We start from the raw sequence: 18,756 nt of genomic DNA, 5'->3' as shown, positions 1-18,756 counted from the left end.
GGCCCTCCTAATGATATTTATTGTATCATAGAAGAACCTTCTAAACATTATTTTACAGAAAAAGTTTCATACTCTCATTTTGCATATTCAGAAAATTCTTCCGTCTGCATGTACTGTAATTGTTTTGCACGACCAACGGATTTCCAAGATACTTCCTTTCGGACTCGTGTTTTTAGAAAACGCGACTGACACCGTTCTTTGTAAGGACATCCTTCGCAGTCACTTATCCGAAAATACGCAACGGAACGCTCATTGCCTGGATCATAGATACAGTCTTCAGGTACACGATTATTCTTACATTTGATGAGATATTTTCCATCATCAGTAAAAACAAAATCAGCATATATTTCATCTGGTTTGCGTCCTGTGAAATTGGTTGTAACAAGTTTTAGATTATGTTCAGATGCTAAACGTGAGTTCTCTTCTCCGCTGTATGCCCCATCGGCAACAATAAAAGAACCATCAGAAAAATCTTTTTTCTCATTAAGATAATCTTTCATAAACTGATTATCTGCGTAGGTATTTTGCTGGTAATCGTAGACAATGACCAGACTGCTTTTTTCTCCGACAGCTTCAACTACGTTTCCAACGTATCCAAGATGTCTGCCACCTGCTTTATAGCGGAAAGTGGCTTCTGGATCAGAAGGATTAAGCAATACTTCTGAAGGATTTTCAACTTCCTCTTTTTTGTCGAAGCCGCCTTGAGCCACCATCATCAATGATTGTGCGTTCCTTTAATAGGCGAATAAGAAGCTGATATTCACTTGTATCATCAAAATCACCGGTTGAATCACAAATCTTTATCAAGATATCTGCATCTTTCATCACAACAACGTTTCTCTCAGTTGCATCCATATCCCGCTTGTGATAAATGCATTTATTATAATCATCTTTTTTAATATAATGATATTGTTCATCCGGAATTTTTGTTCCACGCTCATCCATTATTTTGCAAAGATTAGCAACACAAGTATAAAACAATTCAAGCAATGAGAGGTTTCTGATATTTGCAGCAACCATTAAACTGTCCATACGTTGTTTATCCGGAGTGATATCCATAAAATCAGATATTTCTTTTGCCATTTTTACAACACATTCATGAATAAGATCAACATCATGCTCTGTTTCCTCTTGCTCTAAACCTGCTGAGGGTTCTGTCACTAATTGGCTGCTCTTCAAAACTGGTTGTGTGCAGTACATACTGATAGCGGATATCAAATGCCATAGCTTCAACGATCTCATCGTCAGTAACATTAAGAGCTTCTTTAAGAATCAGTGCCCCAACAATCACATTGACCGGAGTATTAGGTCTGGATGCTTTTTTACTGTAAAGAACAGAAAAAATATTTTCATCAATAGCAGGAAAAACTTTGTCTGCAAAAGTATTTGCCCATGATTTTTCTAACATTCGTTTTTCGCGTTCTGTAAGATTAAAAGTACTGTCTAAAACAGTAAGCTGTTGATTATCATTTTTAACAAAAGACATATAGATCACCTCATAAAATGCTACCTACATTTTACCAAAGAATCCAATGTTTTTACATATCGTGTTAAGTTTTCAAGGTACAAATTTATATCAAAGGCTATAAACCTTTTGACACCCTAATCTTTTATTTTATCTTCTCCGGAGCAGTTTTTTACACTGGCTTACAGGTGCATCCGATTCCCAGTCCATCCGGACCGATATGACAGGACAAACCGAAGGAAAGTTTATCACACATGACTTCCATTCCCGGGAAACTTTCTTTAATCTGGTTTACCCATTCTTCTGTCACTTCATCGGTACTGCTGGACGCCGCCATCAGGTACACTTTACCCGCAGCATATTCTTCTCGGAAATTCGTTTCCAGCTCATGCTTCATTGCATCGATCATAACTTTACGTGATTTCTTCATACCACGGCATTTCTGGTAGATATCAAGCTTTCCTGTGCTGAAATGCATAACAGGTTTGATATTCAGGACATCTGCTGCCAAAGCTGTCACAGAGCTGACTCTTCCTCCTTTTTTGAGATATTTCAGTGTGCTGAGCCCGATATAAATTGTCATTTTTTCTCTGGTTTCTTCAAGAATTTTCTTGATTTCGACTACACTGTATCCTTCTTCTGCCATTTCTACTGCATCAAGAACAGAACGATGCATCGGGGTTGCCACACGACCGTTATCTACGACAAACACCTTACCGGCAAATTCATCTTCATTTGCCATGGCTTCTGCTGTCATACAGGACCCACTTAAAGCACTACTAAGAGGAATATAAACAATCTCCTCATATTCTTTCAGCATCTCTTTCCACATATCCATAACTTCTGTTGGTGACGGCTGAGATGTAGATACATCTACGCCCTTTCGAAGCATATCATAAAATTCATCTCTGGAAAGATCTACTCCTTCACGATACACTTTCTCTCCGATATAAAAGGGCATCGGTAGTACCTTAATTCCGAGTCTCTGCGCTTCTTCGCTCAAAATTCCACTGTGGCTGTCTGTCATGATTCCTATTTTCTTCATAATATCTTCTTCCTTTGTAATCTATTTTTATAACGTCTTAATAATCGGCATTACACTTCATTTATATTTGTATCATATCATTATTTTTCATTCGGCAAAATAAAGGATGACGCAATTTCCTCCTCCGCATACTCTTCCACATCCGTTCTCGTTACTCGTTTTATATGTTGTTTTTTTAGGCGCAGATATACGAACTCCCGGAATATAGTATAAAATACCGATACAAGTGGAATGAAAATCAGCATACCTATAATTCCCATAAGATTTCCGCCGATTGTAACTGCCGCCAGTACCCAAATTGATGGAAGTCCTACTGATCCGCCAACCACATGAGGATAGATCAGATTACCTTCTATCTGCTGCAAAAGCAGAAAAACTATAATAAATAAAACTGCCTGTTTTGGATTTACCATAAAGATCAGAAAACTTCCCACGGCACAGCCAATAAAGGCTCCAAAGATAGGAACCAATGCGGTAAACGCGATCAAAATTCCAATTAAAAGTGCATATGGCATTTTTAAAATACTTAGCGTGATAACAAACATCATTCCGAGAATTACTGCTTCCAGACACTGCCCTGCAAGAAAATTTGCAAATGTCCGATATGTCAGCGAACATATGTTAAGAATTGCATCTGCTTTTTGTTTTGGAATAAAAGCGAAAATCACTTTTCTTACCTGTAAATGTAATTTTTCCTTCTGAAAAAGAATATAGCATGCAAAGGAAAACGAAATAAAAAAGGTCGCTAATCCACTGGCAATGGAACCTACTGCTGACATCGTCGTATTCATCATATTTCCGACTCCGTTTCCAAGAATACTTATTCCCCATTTAATTGCCTGATCAGGCTGAAACTGCAGCTGATCTACCAATTTCATAATATCCTGATTATCATGTGAAATTTCCCGAATCCAGTTTTGCATCTGTGGAATAAAATCTGAAATACTCGTCATCAGATTTCCCATGGTCTGTGTAAGCTGTGGAATCACACCAAACATTACCAATACCATTACACCTGCTGCCAATATAATTGTAAGAAGCAGGCTTATCGGTCTCGCAGCTTTTTTTCCTATTTTATTATTTTCTTTTATCTTTCCGAGCATTTTCTTTTCCAGGAAACTCATTGGTACATTAATCACAAAGGCAATTGCACCACCAAGCGCAAAAGGAAACACAATTTTCCATATTGACTTCAGCACTTCAATCACCACATCGAATTTCCACAAAGCAACTACAAGAAATGCCGTAAACACAATCAGTTCTCGAATTTTTTTCATAGAACATCTACTTAAATCCACTATCTTTTCCCTCTTTTTCTTAGTTTCATACGTATACACTTAAGTAATTGAATAATCAGAAGGCTTGCAAAAGCATATAAATATACACATCCAAGCTGCATCAGATTCAACGTTTCCACTTTGAATAAGTTATGGAAACCAGGAACCGTCAGTACTGTTGTAATGAGTACTGCACCTAACACAAATGCTCCCTGAAGCCACTTGTTATGAAAGAGACCTTTTGTAAAAATGACCGGATGATCTGATTTGCAATTATATCCATGAAACAAACGTGCCAGACAAAGAGTTCCAAAAGCATACGTGCTTCCAAGCAATGTACCATTCTGGTTGTATCCTGTCAAAAAACTGATCATTGTCATTGCTCCAATTACCAAACCTTCCAGACCGATTTTGCTAAGAAAATCTTTTGTCAATATCGACTCATCTGCCAATCTCGGTTTTTCACTCATCACTTCACTTCTATCCGGCTCTAAGCCTAACGCAATTGCCGGAAGACTATCCGTCAAAAGATTAATGAAGAGTAAATGTACTGGTGCAAATGGCACCGGAAGTCCTGCAACCGATGAACAAAGAACGGTTAAAATTGCTCCGAAATTTCCTGACAAAAGAAACTGTATCGCATACTTGATATTCTGATATAAGTTTCGTCCATTTTCCACTGCTTTTACGATTGTTGCAAAGTTATCATCTGTAAGTACCATCGCTGCTGCATCTTTCGCAACTTCCGTTCCGGTCATTCCCATTGCAACACCAATATCTGCCTGCTTTAATGCCGGTGCATCATTGACACCGTCTCCTGTCATTGCCACAATCATTCCTCTTTCCTGCCATGCCCGAACAATGCGAATTTTATGTTCCGGTGACACTCTTGCATACACAGAAATATTTGAGACAAATTCTTTGAGTTCCTCGTCACTCATATTTTCTATATCTGCCCCTTCACAGGCTTCCGATAAATCATGTAATATTCCAACTCTCTTTGCAATTGCTGCTGCTGTAATTTTATGATCTCCGGTGATCATAACCGGTCGAATTCCCGCTTTTATACATTCCGCTACCGCAGCTTTTGATTCTTCTCTCGGAGGATCCATCATCGCAATCAAACCAAGAAATACTAAGTGATCCTCATCTTGTATCGTTAATGTGTGATTCTTAGGAATTTCACGATAGGTAAAAGACAATACTCTTAAACCTTCCATCGAAAATTCCTGATTTTGACGTTGTATTTTTTCTTTATCTTCCTCAGTAATTTTTCGAATTCCCTCTTTCGTCCAGATTTGCTCTGTACGTTCCAGGAGCTTGTCGACTGCACCTTTTACAATCATTTGATTTTTACCATCTATCAGGTGAAGTGTTGACATCATCTTTCGATCACTGTCAAATGGCAGTTCTCCATTTCTTGGATAAAGCTTTCTTACGCTTGCCGCCTCTATCCCATATCGACTTCCAAGATTAATCAATGCTGTTTCTGTCGGATCTCCAATTTCTACTCCATTTTCATTTGTCGAATCATTACATAGAATACTGTAATTTAAAAGACATTTTTGTGCCTGATCTGATATATCAATTGCCTCTGCTGAAATTCTTTTTCCATCTATATAATAATCTTCAACCGTCATTTTATTCTGTGTGAGCGTTCCTGTCTTATCCGAACAAATAATAGAAACACTTCCAAGTCCTTCTACCGCCTGTAGTTTACGAATGATTGCATGCTCTTTTGCCATCTTCTGTGTTCCGAAAGAAAGTACAATTGTCACGATAGAACTTAGCGCTTCAGGAATTGCTGCTACTGCAAGTGCTACTGCAAACATAAATGCACTGCTGATCTTTTCACCGCGGAACACATTTATTGCAAATAAGAGTCCGCAAAATACCAGAATCATAATAGAAAGCTTCTTTCCAAAGACTTCCAAACTCACCTGAAGTGGTGTCTGTTTTTCCGAAGTTGACTTCAAAAGTCCTGCAATCTTTCCGACTTCTGTCTGCATTCCTATATCCGTTACAACAGCTTTCCCACGCCCATACGTTACAAAACTACCGGAAAATAACATATTTGTCCGATCACCAAGTGGCGCTTCCGTCAATATTGTATCCATGTTTTTCTCAACTGCAAGACTTTCTCCTGTAAGAGCACTCTCATCAATCTTAAGACTTGCATTTTCAATCAGTCTTCCATCAGCCGGAATCATATCTCCTGCTTCAAGCAGTATCACATCTCCAACAACCAGTTCTCTTGCCGGAATTTGAACGACTGTACCATCACGCAATACTTTTGCCTCCGGGCCAGAAAGATTCTTTAAACTCTGCAGAGATTGTTCTGCTTTTACCGTCTGTATTGTTCCCAAGATTGCATTGATCGTAATAACCGTCACGATAACTGCCGCACTTTCCACATCTCCAAGCATACCAGATATGATTGCTGATGCAATTAGAATCAGTACAAGAAAATCCTTATACTGTTCAAAGAAAATCTGCAGGATACCTTTCTTCTTTCCTTCTGTAAGTTCATTCCACCCACACTTTTCTCTGGATCTTTTCACCTGTTCACTCGTAAGCCCAGATTTCTTGCCATTCACCCTTTCAAGAACCTCTTCTACCGTCTGCTGATAAATTTCCTTCATCACTTCCGCCTCCTCGTTCTCCTAAATATTTTTCTAGTCATTGCAATATAAAATTGCTTATACAGTCTCTCCCTTAAGAGTCCTGGTATTCTGGATAATATACAGAGCGACCGATATGACCATCATTATAGCGCACAAACCAATCAACAGATCTGATACCATCGGTGTAATTTGGAACCATATAATATGCACCGCTGCAGTTCCATATAATAAAAAGGTTACTATCTTTCCATGCCAGTCTGCACCATGTACTTTTCCTGTCTTTCGTATCACAAGACATCCACTGACTACCATATACAGCTCCTTACCTGCCATTATTACGATTAAAAGAAGCATATGCGGAAAACGAGTAAACAGACAGATTAACATCGCTGCCTGTGTCAGCTTATCAGCCACTGGATCAAGTATTTTTCCTAAATTACTAATCCTATGGAATCTTCTTGCGATATATCCATCAGCAAGATCCGTAAGACCAGACAGCAATAAGATTTCACCAGCTAACAGAGGATTTTTCTTTACACAATAACTCCATATAATTACCGGAATCAGACAAAGCCGAAAAAAAGAAAGAAGATTAGGAACCGTAATAATTCTATTCAAATTTTCTTCCTGATTCACTTCACTCTGCATGTACGGTCACCTCACTTTCCTTTTTTTTAGACATAAACCAATAAAATATAACACAAAATGCTAAAGCAAACACAACACCAAAAACATTTTGAATCACTCTAAGACTAACCGCTCCTTGTAGTCCATAAGTCTCTGCAGCAATGGCTAAAGCACCAAATGTGTTAAATACTGCCTGCCAGCCATATTGTGCTGAAAGTCCTACACCGATTCCACCAAGAATTCCTATATATGCATAGATTGACGAAGGAAGCAGAAAATATAATACTGTAAAACATATAACACCTGCAATATTTCCGACAATCCTTTTACGGACTCTGTAGTGCATATCTTCCATAAACGGCAAAATCGCGGACATGGCCGCAATACCAGCCCACATTGCACGTGGCATATTACAAAGTTCTGCAATGCAAAGGACAATCGGTACGCATAAAATCTGACATATCTGCCATTTTGTTCTGGAAGAAGTGATATCAAATTCTTGTATCAGATCTTTCAGATTTCTTTTATAAGTTCTGTTTTTATGATTTCGATAAAATACAAAGCAGGTAAGTGCTGCACCTAAAGCCATTCCGACTAATCGCATCTGATAGCTTTTTCCCGTAACATCATAACCATATAGCAGCAGATACCCAAGAACCAATGTAGATTGATTAAACATGAATGGATTATGGCATCCGAACAGAATCAACACAGCCAGTGCCGCAATATTTAACAGCATTCCCAATACCGGTGAAAACTGATTTGCTAAATGCGGACATACAGTCATAATTACAAAGAACAAAGCCAAAAGCATCGTAGATTGTCCGGTGTGGATCCCCAGATCCGCATTTCTAAACACCATGAGACATAATAAGACTACTACACCTACAATGCTGTTCTCATTTCCAAATAGGATGCTGAAAATACTAACAAAGAAAAAACAAAATGCCATTGTAACAGCTATCTTCACCAGATATACCCACATATGATATAATTTTTCTTTTAATGTTTCACTCTTTTTCAACAGGTTTTTAGAACCTGCCTGATTTAACTGCAACTCCTGATAAAATGTCATATAAATCCTCCCAGCTTCTAATTTATCTTAAAACTATATAATCTCATCTTTCTGCTTTGGCAGCTCTATAACAAATCTGCATCCACCATATTCACGGTTTTCTGCTTTGATTGTTCCTCCGGCACTATCTACAATCCGTTTTACAAGTGCAAGACCTAGGCCATTTCCTTCTGCTTTATGAGATCCATCTACCTGATAGAACTTGTCAAATATTCTGGATTTTACATCATCCTCTATTCCTGGTCCTTCATCTTCCAGAATGAACTTAACAGAATCCTGTTCTTGTTTCAGAAACATCGTAATTGTCCCCTTTGAAGGGCTGAACTTAATCGCATTATCCAAAAGATTTATCCAGATATGCATAAAAAGTCCTTCATTCCCAGTATATTTAACTTCCTCCAATTCTACCTGAAAACCAATTTCTTTTTCTGTCCATTTTGTTTCCAATGAAAGAAATGCCTGGCGGATCTGTTCATCCAGACGATATTCTGTTTTTTTCATTGGTATATTCTGATTCTCTAACTTGGATAACAGCAAAATATTACCAACCAATCCGGAAAGTCTTTGGGTGTTAAATAAGATTTTTTCTACATATTCCTCTTGATCCGGAGACAGTTCTTCTCCCTGAAGCAGCATTGTATACCCTTCAATGGCATTAATCGGGGTCTTAAACTCATGAGAAACATTAGATACAAAATCCATCTGCAGCACCTCTGTTGCACGAAGTTCTTTTGTCATAACGTTAAAACTTTGATAAGATTCTCCAACTTCTGCTATACGGCTGTTCGTTTCCAAATGCTGTTCAAAATCTCCCTGAGAAACTTCCTTCATTGCTTTACTAAGTCTGGTAATTGGTTCCAGTAACTTTGCATTGATAAAGGAAGTGATCAGCCCTGCAATCAATGTATTGAAAATCAAAAGCCAGCCAAGCATAGGTATGCTACCAGGCAGATTAAAAAAATGATTCAAAAAAGCAAATAATAACGCAGATATGACTGTTGAAAATACGAGTGCCAGCCAGATTGCACCAGTCAGACAGGATCGGATCCGCAATCCTTTTTCTTTCTTTTGTTCCATTATTTTTTCACCACCTTGTATCCAATTCCACGCATTGTTACAATTTCAAAATCAGGGTTATCTTTAAAACGCTCCCTGATTCTTCCTATATGTACCTCTATCGTATGTGGGTCTGCCTCCGTCTCGTATCCCCATACTTCATCCATCAACTGTTGTTTTGTAAATGTTCTGCCTGGCGAAGCTGCAAGCTTATATAAAAGCAGGAATTCTTTTTTAGGCAAAACAAGACTTTCCTTATCAGTTGTAACCGTCATTGCATCATAATCAAACTCTGTTGAACCGATCACAATTTTGTGTTCATTCAGTATCTGTGCACGGCGAAGCAGTGCTCCGACTCTTAAAACCATTTCATTCACATTTACCGGTTTTACCATATAATCGTCACTTCCCGAAAGAAATCCCTGGCGCATATCATCAAAGGAACCTTTCGCAGTGATCATAAGTACCGGTATCTGATATCCTGCTGAACGGAGTTCCGACACCAGTTCATAACCATCCATAACCGGCATCATAATATCAGAAATGATCAGATCAATATATTCCTTATCCAATACTTCTAATGCCTGTGCTCCATCCGATGCACTTTTGACTTGATATCCATTCTTCTCAAGCACTTTTTGGAATAGCTGGCTTAATTCTTTATCATCTTCTACAATCAATATTTGAAACACGTTTTCCTTCCTCCTTATTAAAACAGATACCTTGCCCATCCAAGCAGATGCTGTACCAAAAATATTTTTCTCTGACGTTTCTTTGTTAATTCGATTGGCTCTACATGATATGGATCACGATAGGTTCCATCTTCCAATACCTGGCGGGACACTCTTTCATATTCCATCATGCCCTCTTCCAACTGTTTATTAATATCTTTACTGCGTATTACAAGCATCAGTTCCGTATCCAGATATGCACTTCTCATGTCCATATTAAAGGAACCGATTACAGACAGATCATCGTCAATCAGAATACTTTTTCCGTGGTATGAATAACCGCCTTCATATTCCCAGATATTAATTCCTGTACTTAAGATTCTATTTCTGTTTTTCGCATAATCGGCAGCCCCAAATGGATTCCCATTATTCGCAACTGAATTTGTCATGATAGAAAAATCTGAAACGTTCTCTGCAATCTCCTCCCATGTATTATACATCATATCATTACAGATAATATATGGCGTGTGGATCTTCACACGATTTTTTGCATTTTTCATCAATTCTCCCAACTGATACCACACTACTGGTTCTTTGGAACCTGTGTGAATAGGATTTGACACTAATGCAATCTTTTCTGTCTCAAAAGTTTCGTCCGTGTAATCGGTATCGCAGATTCTTTCCTTATTCTCTTCAAAATATTTCTGATAGCCGTTCTGCAGCTCTAAAACTGCGTTCTTTACAGATTTTCTATTTGCCAGTTTTTTATTGTCATGAAAATAACCACTGTCTTCTTGTTCCCATATCGTTTCAAAATACTCTGACAACTGGTTAACTGAATTTTCTTTCTCAGGTTCATCGCAAACCACTAACACGTCTCTGTCATAGTTCTTATGTCCCGGAAAATCACCCAGGAAATAATTGTATGTATTTCTTCCCCCAAGAATATATCTCTTTCCATCTGCAATCAAATATTTATCATGCATTCTACCCATCATCTTCCATGGTTTCAACGGATTGGCCTTATTATACAGTTTAATTTCAACATTCTCATGGGAAGATAATCCATAGAAATACGGATTTCCTTCCATATCAATCCAGCTCTCCATTCCATCTACTAACAGACGAATATGTACACCTCTGTCTGCCGCATCATGCAGTGCTCCTAAAATCAATTTTCCACTTTCATCGGATTGAAATGCAAAAGTAGAAAGAATAATTTCCTTTTTGGCATTCTTGATCAAACGCACTCTTTGTAAAAGCGCTTCTGGATTCTTTTCTATGATTACTGCCCGTTCTGTATTTTCACTGCATTCGTTCCATGACCCATTTTTTGTTTCTTTTTTGGTTGTATTGGACACTTCCGGCTGCTTTTTATATGCAACGCAGATTCCGAGCAATTCATAAAAAGCCACACATAAAAAAATTGCCAGTATAACAAGAAGGATTTTACATATTTTATACTTTTTCATTGTACATCACCTGATTCCTTTTTATTTCATACTTATACAATACAAAGTCAATCTCAATTTAACCTCAATAAAATTTATTTTTCATAAAAAAATATGACAGGCTTCTTTTTAAAGAAACAGTCATATTTTTATTCTAATATAGGAAGGAGCTTTTCTTACTCCGTTGTATTAATCACTATTTTATTTCTTCCATAAGCTGTCGGATTTTTCTCAATGTACACCGCGTAACTGCCAGGTCATCTTCTTGTATATTCGATATGATTTTTTCATAAGCTTCTATCATTTTTTCTTTCTGACAATTACTTAATTCAATTGCCTTGTTCGTCAAAACAAGGTACGTTCTTTCTTTTTTTTCATCTAATTTCCAGATAATATATCCTTTATTTTCAAGACTTTTTACCATCTTAGATGTTTCTGGAATCGATAATTTCATGTATTCTGCCACTTCTGAAAGATATACTCCTTCATGACAGTCTGATTTTTCAACACATTCCTTTATACTATAAAGGAACAAATAATCTGTTCTTTCAACAAATTCAAATATGCTTTCAACATTGATGCTCTTTAAAAAAAACTCCTCTGCACTGGTTCCTGCTCCCATATTATCGTTCCTCTCTTTCTATATATTCTTTTTTGCTGACTAGACTCTTATATGCCGGGCGAATAATCTTATCTGTAGTTATCAATTCTTCCAGGCGATGTGCACTCCAACCAGCAATTCTTGCTATCGCAAATAATGGCGTGTACAATTCTCTTGGAATATTCAACATGTCATACACAAAACCACTATAGAAATCTATATTAGGACTTACTCCTTTGAATATCTGACGCTGCTTTGCAATCAACTTAGGTGCAATCTTCTCAATATTGTTATAAAGGGTCATATCTTTCTCACGTCCTTTATCCCTTGCGAGTTGTTCTACAAAGCCTTTGAACACCCTTTCTCTCGGATCGGAAATAGAATATACAGCATGTCCCATTCCATAAATAAGTCCTTTCTGATCAAACGCCTCTTTCTTCAAAATCTTACTCAGATATGATGCAATTTCCTCTTCGTCTTCATAATCTTTCACATGACTTTTAATATCATCCATCATATTCATTACCATCAGATTTGCACCGCCATGTTTTTTTCCTTTTAAGGATGACATTGCTGCTGAAATAACAGAATAAGTATCTGAACCTGAAGATGTTACTACCCGTGTAGTGAATGTAGAATTGTTACCACCACCATGTTCCATATGTAACAATAATGCTATATCCAGTACTCTTGCTTCCAGTTCTGTGAATTTTGTATCTGGTCTTAATAGGCGCAGGAAATTTTCAGCAATAGATAAATCTTTTTCAGGTCTATGAATATACATACTTTCGTTTTTTTCATAATGACAATAAGCATGGTATGCATATACTGCTAACATAGGAAATGCTGCGATCAACTGCATACTCTGCCTTAGCACATTCGGAATTTCAAGACTTTCTTTCTCCTTATCGTAAGAGCCCAATGTAAGAATACTTCGAGTCATAGAACCCATAATATCTGATGTAGGTGCTTTCATAATGACATCTCTGGTAAAGTTAGTCGGTAGTTCCATACAATCAGATAGTCTTCCCTGAAATTCCATTAACTGTGTATCAGTTGGCAATTCTCCGAATAAAAGAAGATATGCTCCTTCTTCAAAGACAAACCTTTTTCCTTTACTTCCTGTTACTAAATCTTTTATATTATAACCACGATAAGATAACTCGCCATCACATGGACTCTTTACTCCATCACGATATTCAAAAGCTTTTATATCAGAAATATTTGTAAGCCCCGTCAACACACCTTGGCCTTTTTCATCTCGTAAGCCTCTTTTTACACCATACTCTGAATATAGATTCTTACTAATGCTATCATTTTGTTCACAAAAAATTGCTTGCTGTTTCATATAATTTTCCAAATTGCTCATTTGAATCGCTCCTTTCATTCTGTTACGAACTTACATACTATACTCAGATATTCTTGTTTCCAGAGCATTCAGCATTGTCTGTTCTTTTTCTTATTCTTATTCATTAGCAATACAATACAATGGAAAACTCAATTTAACCTCAACAAGGTTTGTTTTTTCATCCATGCAAAATCTTCTTTGTACAACAGACTGTTAGATATAGCAAAAACGGCCTTTCAAAAACAGTTAACTTCTAAATCAACTGTTTTTTGAAAGGTCGTTTCATCAGATTCTTATAGCAATCCAGCAAATAATCTCATAAATAATTGTCCTAGTCGCAAATATGCACTTCGTCCGGTTTGATATTGGTCTGTCACATCACGACATTCTCCCATCGTTCTTATCAGATCATTTTTTATTTCCACAACTGCCTGACAATCTGCCATAAAACAACCGTTTTCAAAATGGTGATATAAACTTCGATAATCCAGATTAATTGTTCCACAAGTTGCCATACAGTCATCTGCCACACTCATTTTTGCATGACAGAAACCAGGAGTCCACTCATAAACACGAACACCATGTTTAACTAATCCATGATAAAAAGAACGAGTTATATTATAAATGAATTTTTTATCAGGGATACCAGGTGTGATAATTCTTACGTCTACCCCTCGCTTAGCAGCCAGACATAACGCATGCGTCATTTCATCTGTTATGATTAGATATGGAGTCATAAACCAACAATATTTTTCAGCTTTATTTATCATACTGATATAAACTTCTTCTCCTACCTGCTCATTATCCATAGGGCTGTCTGCATAAGGTTGAACAAACCCAGTTTGCTGTGCCGCATAATCATAGTGGAAAAGGTATTTACTAAAATCAGAATCATTAGCAGCCTTAGCACTTACTGCATTCCACATTTCCAAAAATGTCACCGTAAGCGACTGAACAGCATCTCCTTCTAAACGAATACCTGTATCTTTCCACTGTCCATACGGGTGTGTGTAATTAAAATATTCGTTTGCTAGATTATATCCACCTGTAAATCCGACTTTTCCATCAATAACGGTTATTTTTCTATGATCACGATTGTTCAAAAACAGATTTAAACCTGGCATAAACGGATTGAATACACGGCAATGAATTCCTATTGCCTCCATCTTTTTCACAAAATCTGTGTTAATAAAGCCTATAGAACCCATATCATCGTAGAATACTCTAACTTCCACACCTGCTTTTACTCGCTCTTCCAGAACATCTTGAATCTTATGCCATGCTTCAGCGTCTTCTATCGCATGATATTCCATAAAGATAAACTTCTGTGCTTTCTCCAAATCCTTAAGCTGTGCCTCTAATCCTTTCACTGCTTCATCAAAATACACAATATCCGTATTCTGATAGATTGGATACTGCGAATTTCTTTGTATGTAACTTGCTATATTTCCTGCTTTCGGAATTGTTTCTTTTATTCTGCTCAAACACTCCTGACTGTCCGGAAGCATTGGTAACAATTTGCTATCAATTTCTGCATATCGCTCACGCATTTTATGTGTGCCACCATTCAAACCAATCAACAAATACAGGCCTACACCCATAATTGGGAAGATTAGAATTAAGATGACCCAAGGCATTTTCATAGAAGAGGTCTTATCTGATGCGTACAATCCCAAAACCAAGATTCCACTCAAAATCCTTGTAAATAAATTTATAATTTCTGCATATTCATTCAAGCGTGTTACGATAGTAATAATAAAAATCACTTCCAGAAGAATGCAGACTATGGAAAAACACAGCCGTTTTACCCCATTTTTTGTTTTTGCTTTGCCCTCTAAAGTATCTTGTTTCATATATATTCCGCCTTCCTACTTGCTCAGTTTTCTCCCTAAATTTCGTGGAACATACCAATTTTGTCTTTTATTCTCTGCATTTCATTATCTGCTTCAATGATAGCTCTTGCAGAATGAAGTAATTCTTCACTTATCTCATCATAGCCAGGCATTTCTTCAATTCCTTTTTTATAGCGAAGTTGATGTTCCAATGTTGCCCAGAAATCCATACCATTGGTTCGAATCTGTAATTCTACACGCATAGGTGTTTTACCCTTAGCAAAAAATACTGGTATTTCAACAATCATATGATAGCTTCGATAACCATTCGATTTTGGATTTTTTATATAATCTTTTATTTCAATAACTTTAATATCATCCTGTTGGGTAATCAAATCTGATATCATATAAATATCGTCAATAAACGCACAAACTATTCGAACGCCTGCTACATCATTGAGATATGTCTGTATATTTTCTGTTGTAAATTCATATCCCATCTTCTGCAGTTTATTGTAAATACTATTGGGCTTCTTAATTCTTGTTTTTATAAAAGAAATAGGATTTCGATTGTTCTCAGCTGAAAATTCATCATCCAAAACCTCAAGTTTAGTTTGTATCTCCCGAATAGCACAACGATACATCATCATTAAATTATAAAATTTCGTAGCATTATTTAAAAACTGTAGTGATTCCGGACTGTTCATCCTGAGTTTTTTTACTTCATCTTTTGTCATGGAACTTTCCTTTCTACCTCATCCCTGATTTCAAAACATTATTTATTTTGATAGTTGATTCGTTCTCCTTGAATTACTGGATAACAAATCATTTTATCACTATCCAGATTTTCTACATGCATATCTACTGCACTGATCTGATGGTTTTCATAAGTATTGTAATAATAAATACCTTTTGTAACATTACAACACGACGTATACAATGTGATTTCATATTTTCCATCCGCTACTTCGCAACATCCTCGTTGCTGATCCACAGATCCGAGAATGTGGAAGAATTGGCTAACGCTTTCTTCCTCTGATTCACCTGAAATTGCATTTACCTTTGTAAAAGCTACACGTACAAAGCGTGAGGAAGATGAGAGATCTCCCGGAAGACCTAATCCTCCCATACCTCTACTATATGCATCAAGAGCCAAATTTTCGCAGAAAGTATTTCTGGGCTGTTTAGGAGATAAATGCATATAATTATTTAGTTGAAACATCTGCTGTGGAAATGGCGGATTATTCGTAAGCACTCCTACTGGATTATCATAAATATGCAAACCATCTGACATAGATTCTACCGTAATTGACTCATTCTCATCAGAAATGATCCAGTGTAATTGTGCTAATGGCAATTGCTCGCTGAAAGGAGTATTAACAATATTAATTCGTTCAAGAAGCTCGCGAACTTCAACTAAAGAAGAACACTGACTTAAAATCCACGGAATAAATTCAAACTGTGCAATATTTTCCACATCTGGCTTAATCGCGGCATAAACAGCATTTCCGACAAAATTCAGTCCTGCCATTGCCACTCCTTTTTCATTCATAGCATCATAATACAAAGGATAATCCTCTGCAACATGAGCCATTCCAATAATTGCATAATGATTTTTCATATCGCCAACATGGCGAAAATTAAACGCATAATTACGTGGTGTAATTACTATCTGATCACCATAAGAGAATTCATAATCGAGGGTTCGTCCAAAGTAAAAATCTTTTGTTTTATAAGTTGCTGCTGTACACATGATCGTTTATCCTCCTAAATAGATTGAAATATGTCAATGAGTTTTTTTCTTGAACAATAGTATAGCACAATCTTTTATTTTGTTCCAACTTCATACATGATCATAACATGTAAACTTTAAACTATTTTCCTAGATTATTTCTCCATCAGTTTTTCAAACCAGGTATCCATAGCTAGGATGAATTGACCTACGTCTGGCAATTCTTGCAGCATTTCGTTTAGGGTTTTGTGCTTCACATATTTCTGCACATACACCCAAAAGACAACGCTACTGGCTTCTGATACAATGTCAGCTATGGTTTTGCGCATAAGCTCTTCAAATTCAGCAATTTCTTCTTTCGGAACAACATCATATGTGGTGACAGTATGGAGCCTCTCTATCTGGATGGACAGATCATCTGGATTCATAAACAAGAAACTCTTGAAGAAGGAGAAATCGGTGTCTTTTTCCTCGATGGTGATGCTTATGTAAAGAAATATCATCAATCTGATTCCGGTATCCAATTTATTTCTCTAAATAAAAAATATGCTCCTATCCAAGTCACTTCCGGCTCCACCTTAAAAACTTTTGGAAAAGTAGTTGGCTAATTTTAAAAGGCTGATGCATTAACAGTAAACTTGCAGGGCGTCTTTTTTCACCATTTTGCATGGCTTATAGCGTTCACAAAACACATTCACAAGTTTCACAAAATCATTCACAAAATCTTCACAAAAAATTAGCACTCACCTCTTGACAGTGCTAATAATGCGTGTTATATTACAGATAGAACAAAGGAAGAGAGATAAAAGAAAAGGTATTCCAGATGTTCGAAGAACTAGAAATGATAATACAGCAGACTGGATCGTGAAGATCTAGGGAGCTTTTGAAAGGAGATATGACTTATGTTAATGCCTAGTATTTTTGGAGAAAACTTATTTGATGATTTCTTTACACCATTCTATTATGATGACAAAGATGAGAAGAAAGCGGAAAAGAAGCTGTACGGAAGAAGAGCACAGAATCTCCTGAAGACAGATATTAAGGAAAAACCGGAAGGTTATGAACTGATTGTTGATGTTCCTGGCTTCAAGAAAGATGAAGTCAAAGTTGCATTGAAAGATGGTTACTTAACTGTCAGTGCAGCAAAAGGTCTGGATGAAGACGATGAAGATAAGAAGGGACACTACATCAGACGTGAACGTTACGCAGGAGCCTGCGAGCGAAGCTTTTATGTAGGCGAAGAAGTGACTCAGGAAGACATTAAAGGTGAATACAAACATGGTATCCTGAAACTGTTTGTTCCGAAGAAAGAAGCAAAACCAGTTTCCAATGATCCGAAATATATAACCATTGAATGATAATGATAACATCTGATTGATAAAAAGCTCGTGGTGTTGCCCGAAGATTTCGGGCAGTACCCTTTAAATATAATTGTAAGTAACAGTCGAAAGACTTGAATATAGATTTGTTTGTCATGAAAAGGAGATATGACTTATGTTAATGCCTAGTATTTTTGGAGAAAACTTATTTGATGATGATTGGATGAACTTCCCGTTTAACGATGAGTTTTGGGGCAAGAAGAATCCGCTTTATGGTAAACATGCGCAGAACATGATGAAAACGGATATCCGTGAAACAGACGGTAGCTATGAACTGGATGTCGATCTTCCGGGATTTAAGAAAGACGAGATTCAGGTACAGCTGAAAGATGGTTATCTGGTACTTTCTGCTGCAAAGGGACTGGATAAAGATGAAAAAGATAAAGAAGGTAATTATATCAGGCGTGAACGCTATGCGGGCAGCATGTGCCGAAGCTTTTATGTAGGCGATGCAGTAAGCGAAGAAGACATTCATGCAAAATATGAAGATGGTATTCTGAAACTGTCCGTGCCAAAGAAAGCACCTGAGAAAATAGAAAAAGATGGTTATATTGCCATTGAAGGTTAAGGAAA

Annotated in this window: 20 protein-coding genes; 3 read left to right on the top strand and 17 right to left on the bottom strand. The window is 37.0% G+C overall.

What is annotated here, in order from left to right; all coding sequences use genetic code 11:
- Window positions 1-74: 74 nt before the first annotated feature.
- The 17 genes from ACESTK_RS09190 to ACESTK_RS09110 all read right to left on the bottom strand — a co-directional run bounded on the left by ACESTK_RS09190 (window position 75) and on the right by ACESTK_RS09110 (window position 17,232).
- Window positions 75-716: a hypothetical protein gene (locus ACESTK_RS09190; protein ID WP_373119571.1), complete on the bottom strand. Its 642-nt coding sequence runs from the start codon at window positions 714-716 to the stop codon at window positions 75-77.
- Window positions 673-1,161: a hypothetical protein gene (locus ACESTK_RS09185; protein ID WP_040446298.1), complete on the bottom strand. Its 489-nt coding sequence runs from the start codon at window positions 1,159-1,161 to the stop codon at window positions 673-675. The genes ACESTK_RS09190 and ACESTK_RS09185 overlap by 44 nt, the downstream gene beginning before the upstream one ends.
- The gene (locus tag ACESTK_RS09180) at window positions 1,115-1,486 is read right to left on the bottom strand and encodes a transposase (protein ID WP_118584006.1); all 372 of its coding nucleotides are present in this window, start codon (window positions 1,484-1,486) and stop codon (window positions 1,115-1,117) included. Before ACESTK_RS09180 ends, ACESTK_RS09185 begins: the two co-directional genes overlap by 47 nt.
- A 151-nt stretch (window positions 1,487-1,637) precedes the next feature.
- Complete coding sequence (locus ACESTK_RS09175; RefSeq protein WP_005360251.1) at window positions 1,638-2,510, bottom strand: DegV family protein; 873 nt, start codon at window positions 2,508-2,510, stop codon at window positions 1,638-1,640.
- An 80-nt stretch (window positions 2,511-2,590) separates the two neighbouring features.
- Entirely contained in the window at window positions 2,591-3,787 is a 1,197-nt protein-coding gene (locus ACESTK_RS09170; RefSeq protein ID WP_118584007.1) for an AI-2E family transporter, read from the bottom strand.
- Between the two features lie 20 nt (window positions 3,788-3,807).
- The gene (locus ACESTK_RS09165; protein WP_118584008.1) at window positions 3,808-6,429 is read right to left on the bottom strand and encodes a cation-translocating P-type ATPase; all 2,622 of its coding nucleotides are present in this window, start codon (window positions 6,427-6,429) and stop codon (window positions 3,808-3,810) included.
- 57 nt (window positions 6,430-6,486) lie between these two features.
- Window positions 6,487-7,059 carry a CDP-alcohol phosphatidyltransferase family protein gene (locus tag ACESTK_RS09160; protein WP_006858451.1) on the bottom strand — a complete coding sequence of 191 codons (573 nt, stop codon included), beginning with the start codon at window positions 7,057-7,059 and terminating at the stop codon, window positions 6,487-6,489.
- Window positions 7,049-8,113, bottom strand: coding sequence for an FUSC family protein (locus tag ACESTK_RS09155; protein WP_118584009.1), 1,065 nt, complete (start codon window positions 8,111-8,113; stop codon window positions 7,049-7,051). The genes ACESTK_RS09160 and ACESTK_RS09155 overlap by 11 nt, the downstream gene beginning before the upstream one ends.
- A gap of 33 nt (window positions 8,114-8,146) precedes the next feature.
- Window positions 8,147-9,190 (bottom strand): HAMP domain-containing sensor histidine kinase, encoded by a 1,044-nt coding sequence (locus ACESTK_RS09150; RefSeq protein ID WP_173719622.1) that lies wholly within the window; start codon window positions 9,188-9,190, stop codon window positions 8,147-8,149.
- Entirely contained in the window at window positions 9,190-9,900 is a 711-nt protein-coding gene (locus tag ACESTK_RS09145; protein WP_003693048.1) for a response regulator transcription factor, read from the bottom strand. Before ACESTK_RS09145 ends, ACESTK_RS09150 begins: the two co-directional genes overlap by 1 nt.
- On the bottom strand, window positions 9,879-11,312 hold the full coding sequence (locus ACESTK_RS09140) for a phospholipase D family protein (protein WP_118584011.1): 1,434 nt from the start codon (window positions 11,310-11,312) through the stop codon (window positions 9,879-9,881). Before ACESTK_RS09140 ends, ACESTK_RS09145 begins: the two co-directional genes overlap by 22 nt.
- A 175-nt stretch (window positions 11,313-11,487) precedes the next feature.
- Window positions 11,488-11,913, bottom strand: coding sequence for a MarR family winged helix-turn-helix transcriptional regulator (locus tag ACESTK_RS09135; RefSeq protein WP_006858455.1), 426 nt, complete (start codon window positions 11,911-11,913; stop codon window positions 11,488-11,490).
- A 1-nt stretch (window position 11,914) separates the two neighbouring features.
- Window positions 11,915-13,279: a citrate/2-methylcitrate synthase gene (locus tag ACESTK_RS09130; RefSeq protein ID WP_172679323.1), complete on the bottom strand. Its 1,365-nt coding sequence runs from the start codon at window positions 13,277-13,279 to the stop codon at window positions 11,915-11,917.
- A 254-nt stretch (window positions 13,280-13,533) separates the two neighbouring features.
- A complete protein-coding gene (gene cls / locus ACESTK_RS09125) occupies window positions 13,534-15,093 on the bottom strand; it encodes a cardiolipin synthase (protein WP_118584012.1) in 1,560 nt (519 codons plus the stop codon).
- Window positions 15,094-15,128: 35 nt separating this feature from the next.
- Window positions 15,129-15,809 carry a GTP pyrophosphokinase family protein gene (locus ACESTK_RS09120; protein WP_118584013.1) on the bottom strand — a complete coding sequence of 227 codons (681 nt, stop codon included), beginning with the start codon at window positions 15,807-15,809 and terminating at the stop codon, window positions 15,129-15,131.
- A gap of 38 nt (window positions 15,810-15,847) precedes the next feature.
- Entirely contained in the window at window positions 15,848-16,825 is a 978-nt protein-coding gene (bsh, locus tag ACESTK_RS09115; protein WP_118339757.1) for a choloylglycine hydrolase, read from the bottom strand.
- A gap of 134 nt (window positions 16,826-16,959) precedes the next feature.
- A complete protein-coding gene (locus ACESTK_RS09110; protein ID WP_330382803.1) occupies window positions 16,960-17,232 on the bottom strand; it encodes a hypothetical protein in 273 nt (90 codons plus the stop codon).
- On the opposite strand from ACESTK_RS09110, the gene ACESTK_RS09105 reads away from it, so the two are divergent.
- From ACESTK_RS09105 to ACESTK_RS09095, 3 genes are all read left to right on the top strand, one after another.
- Window positions 17,191-17,412: a S24 family peptidase gene (locus ACESTK_RS09105; RefSeq protein WP_118584014.1), complete on the top strand. Its 222-nt coding sequence runs from the start codon at window positions 17,191-17,193 to the stop codon at window positions 17,410-17,412. The genes ACESTK_RS09110 and ACESTK_RS09105 overlap by 42 nt on opposite strands.
- Before the next feature lie 294 nt (window positions 17,413-17,706).
- A complete protein-coding gene (locus ACESTK_RS09100; protein WP_118254521.1) occupies window positions 17,707-18,162 on the top strand; it encodes an Hsp20/alpha crystallin family protein in 456 nt (151 codons plus the stop codon).
- Window positions 18,163-18,298: 136 nt separating this feature from the next.
- On the top strand, window positions 18,299-18,751 hold the full coding sequence (locus ACESTK_RS09095; RefSeq protein WP_118584015.1) for an Hsp20/alpha crystallin family protein: 453 nt from the start codon (window positions 18,299-18,301) through the stop codon (window positions 18,749-18,751).
- Window positions 18,752-18,756 lie beyond the last annotated feature (5 nt).

The sequence above is a fragment of the Ruminococcus sp. Marseille-P328 genome, assembly GCF_964249465.1.
Taxonomy (GTDB): domain Bacteria; phylum Bacillota; class Clostridia; order Lachnospirales; family Lachnospiraceae; genus Blautia_A; species Blautia_A faecis.
The sequence above is the reverse complement of the archived record's forward strand: the minus strand, read 5'-3'. Positions and strand labels throughout refer to the sequence as shown.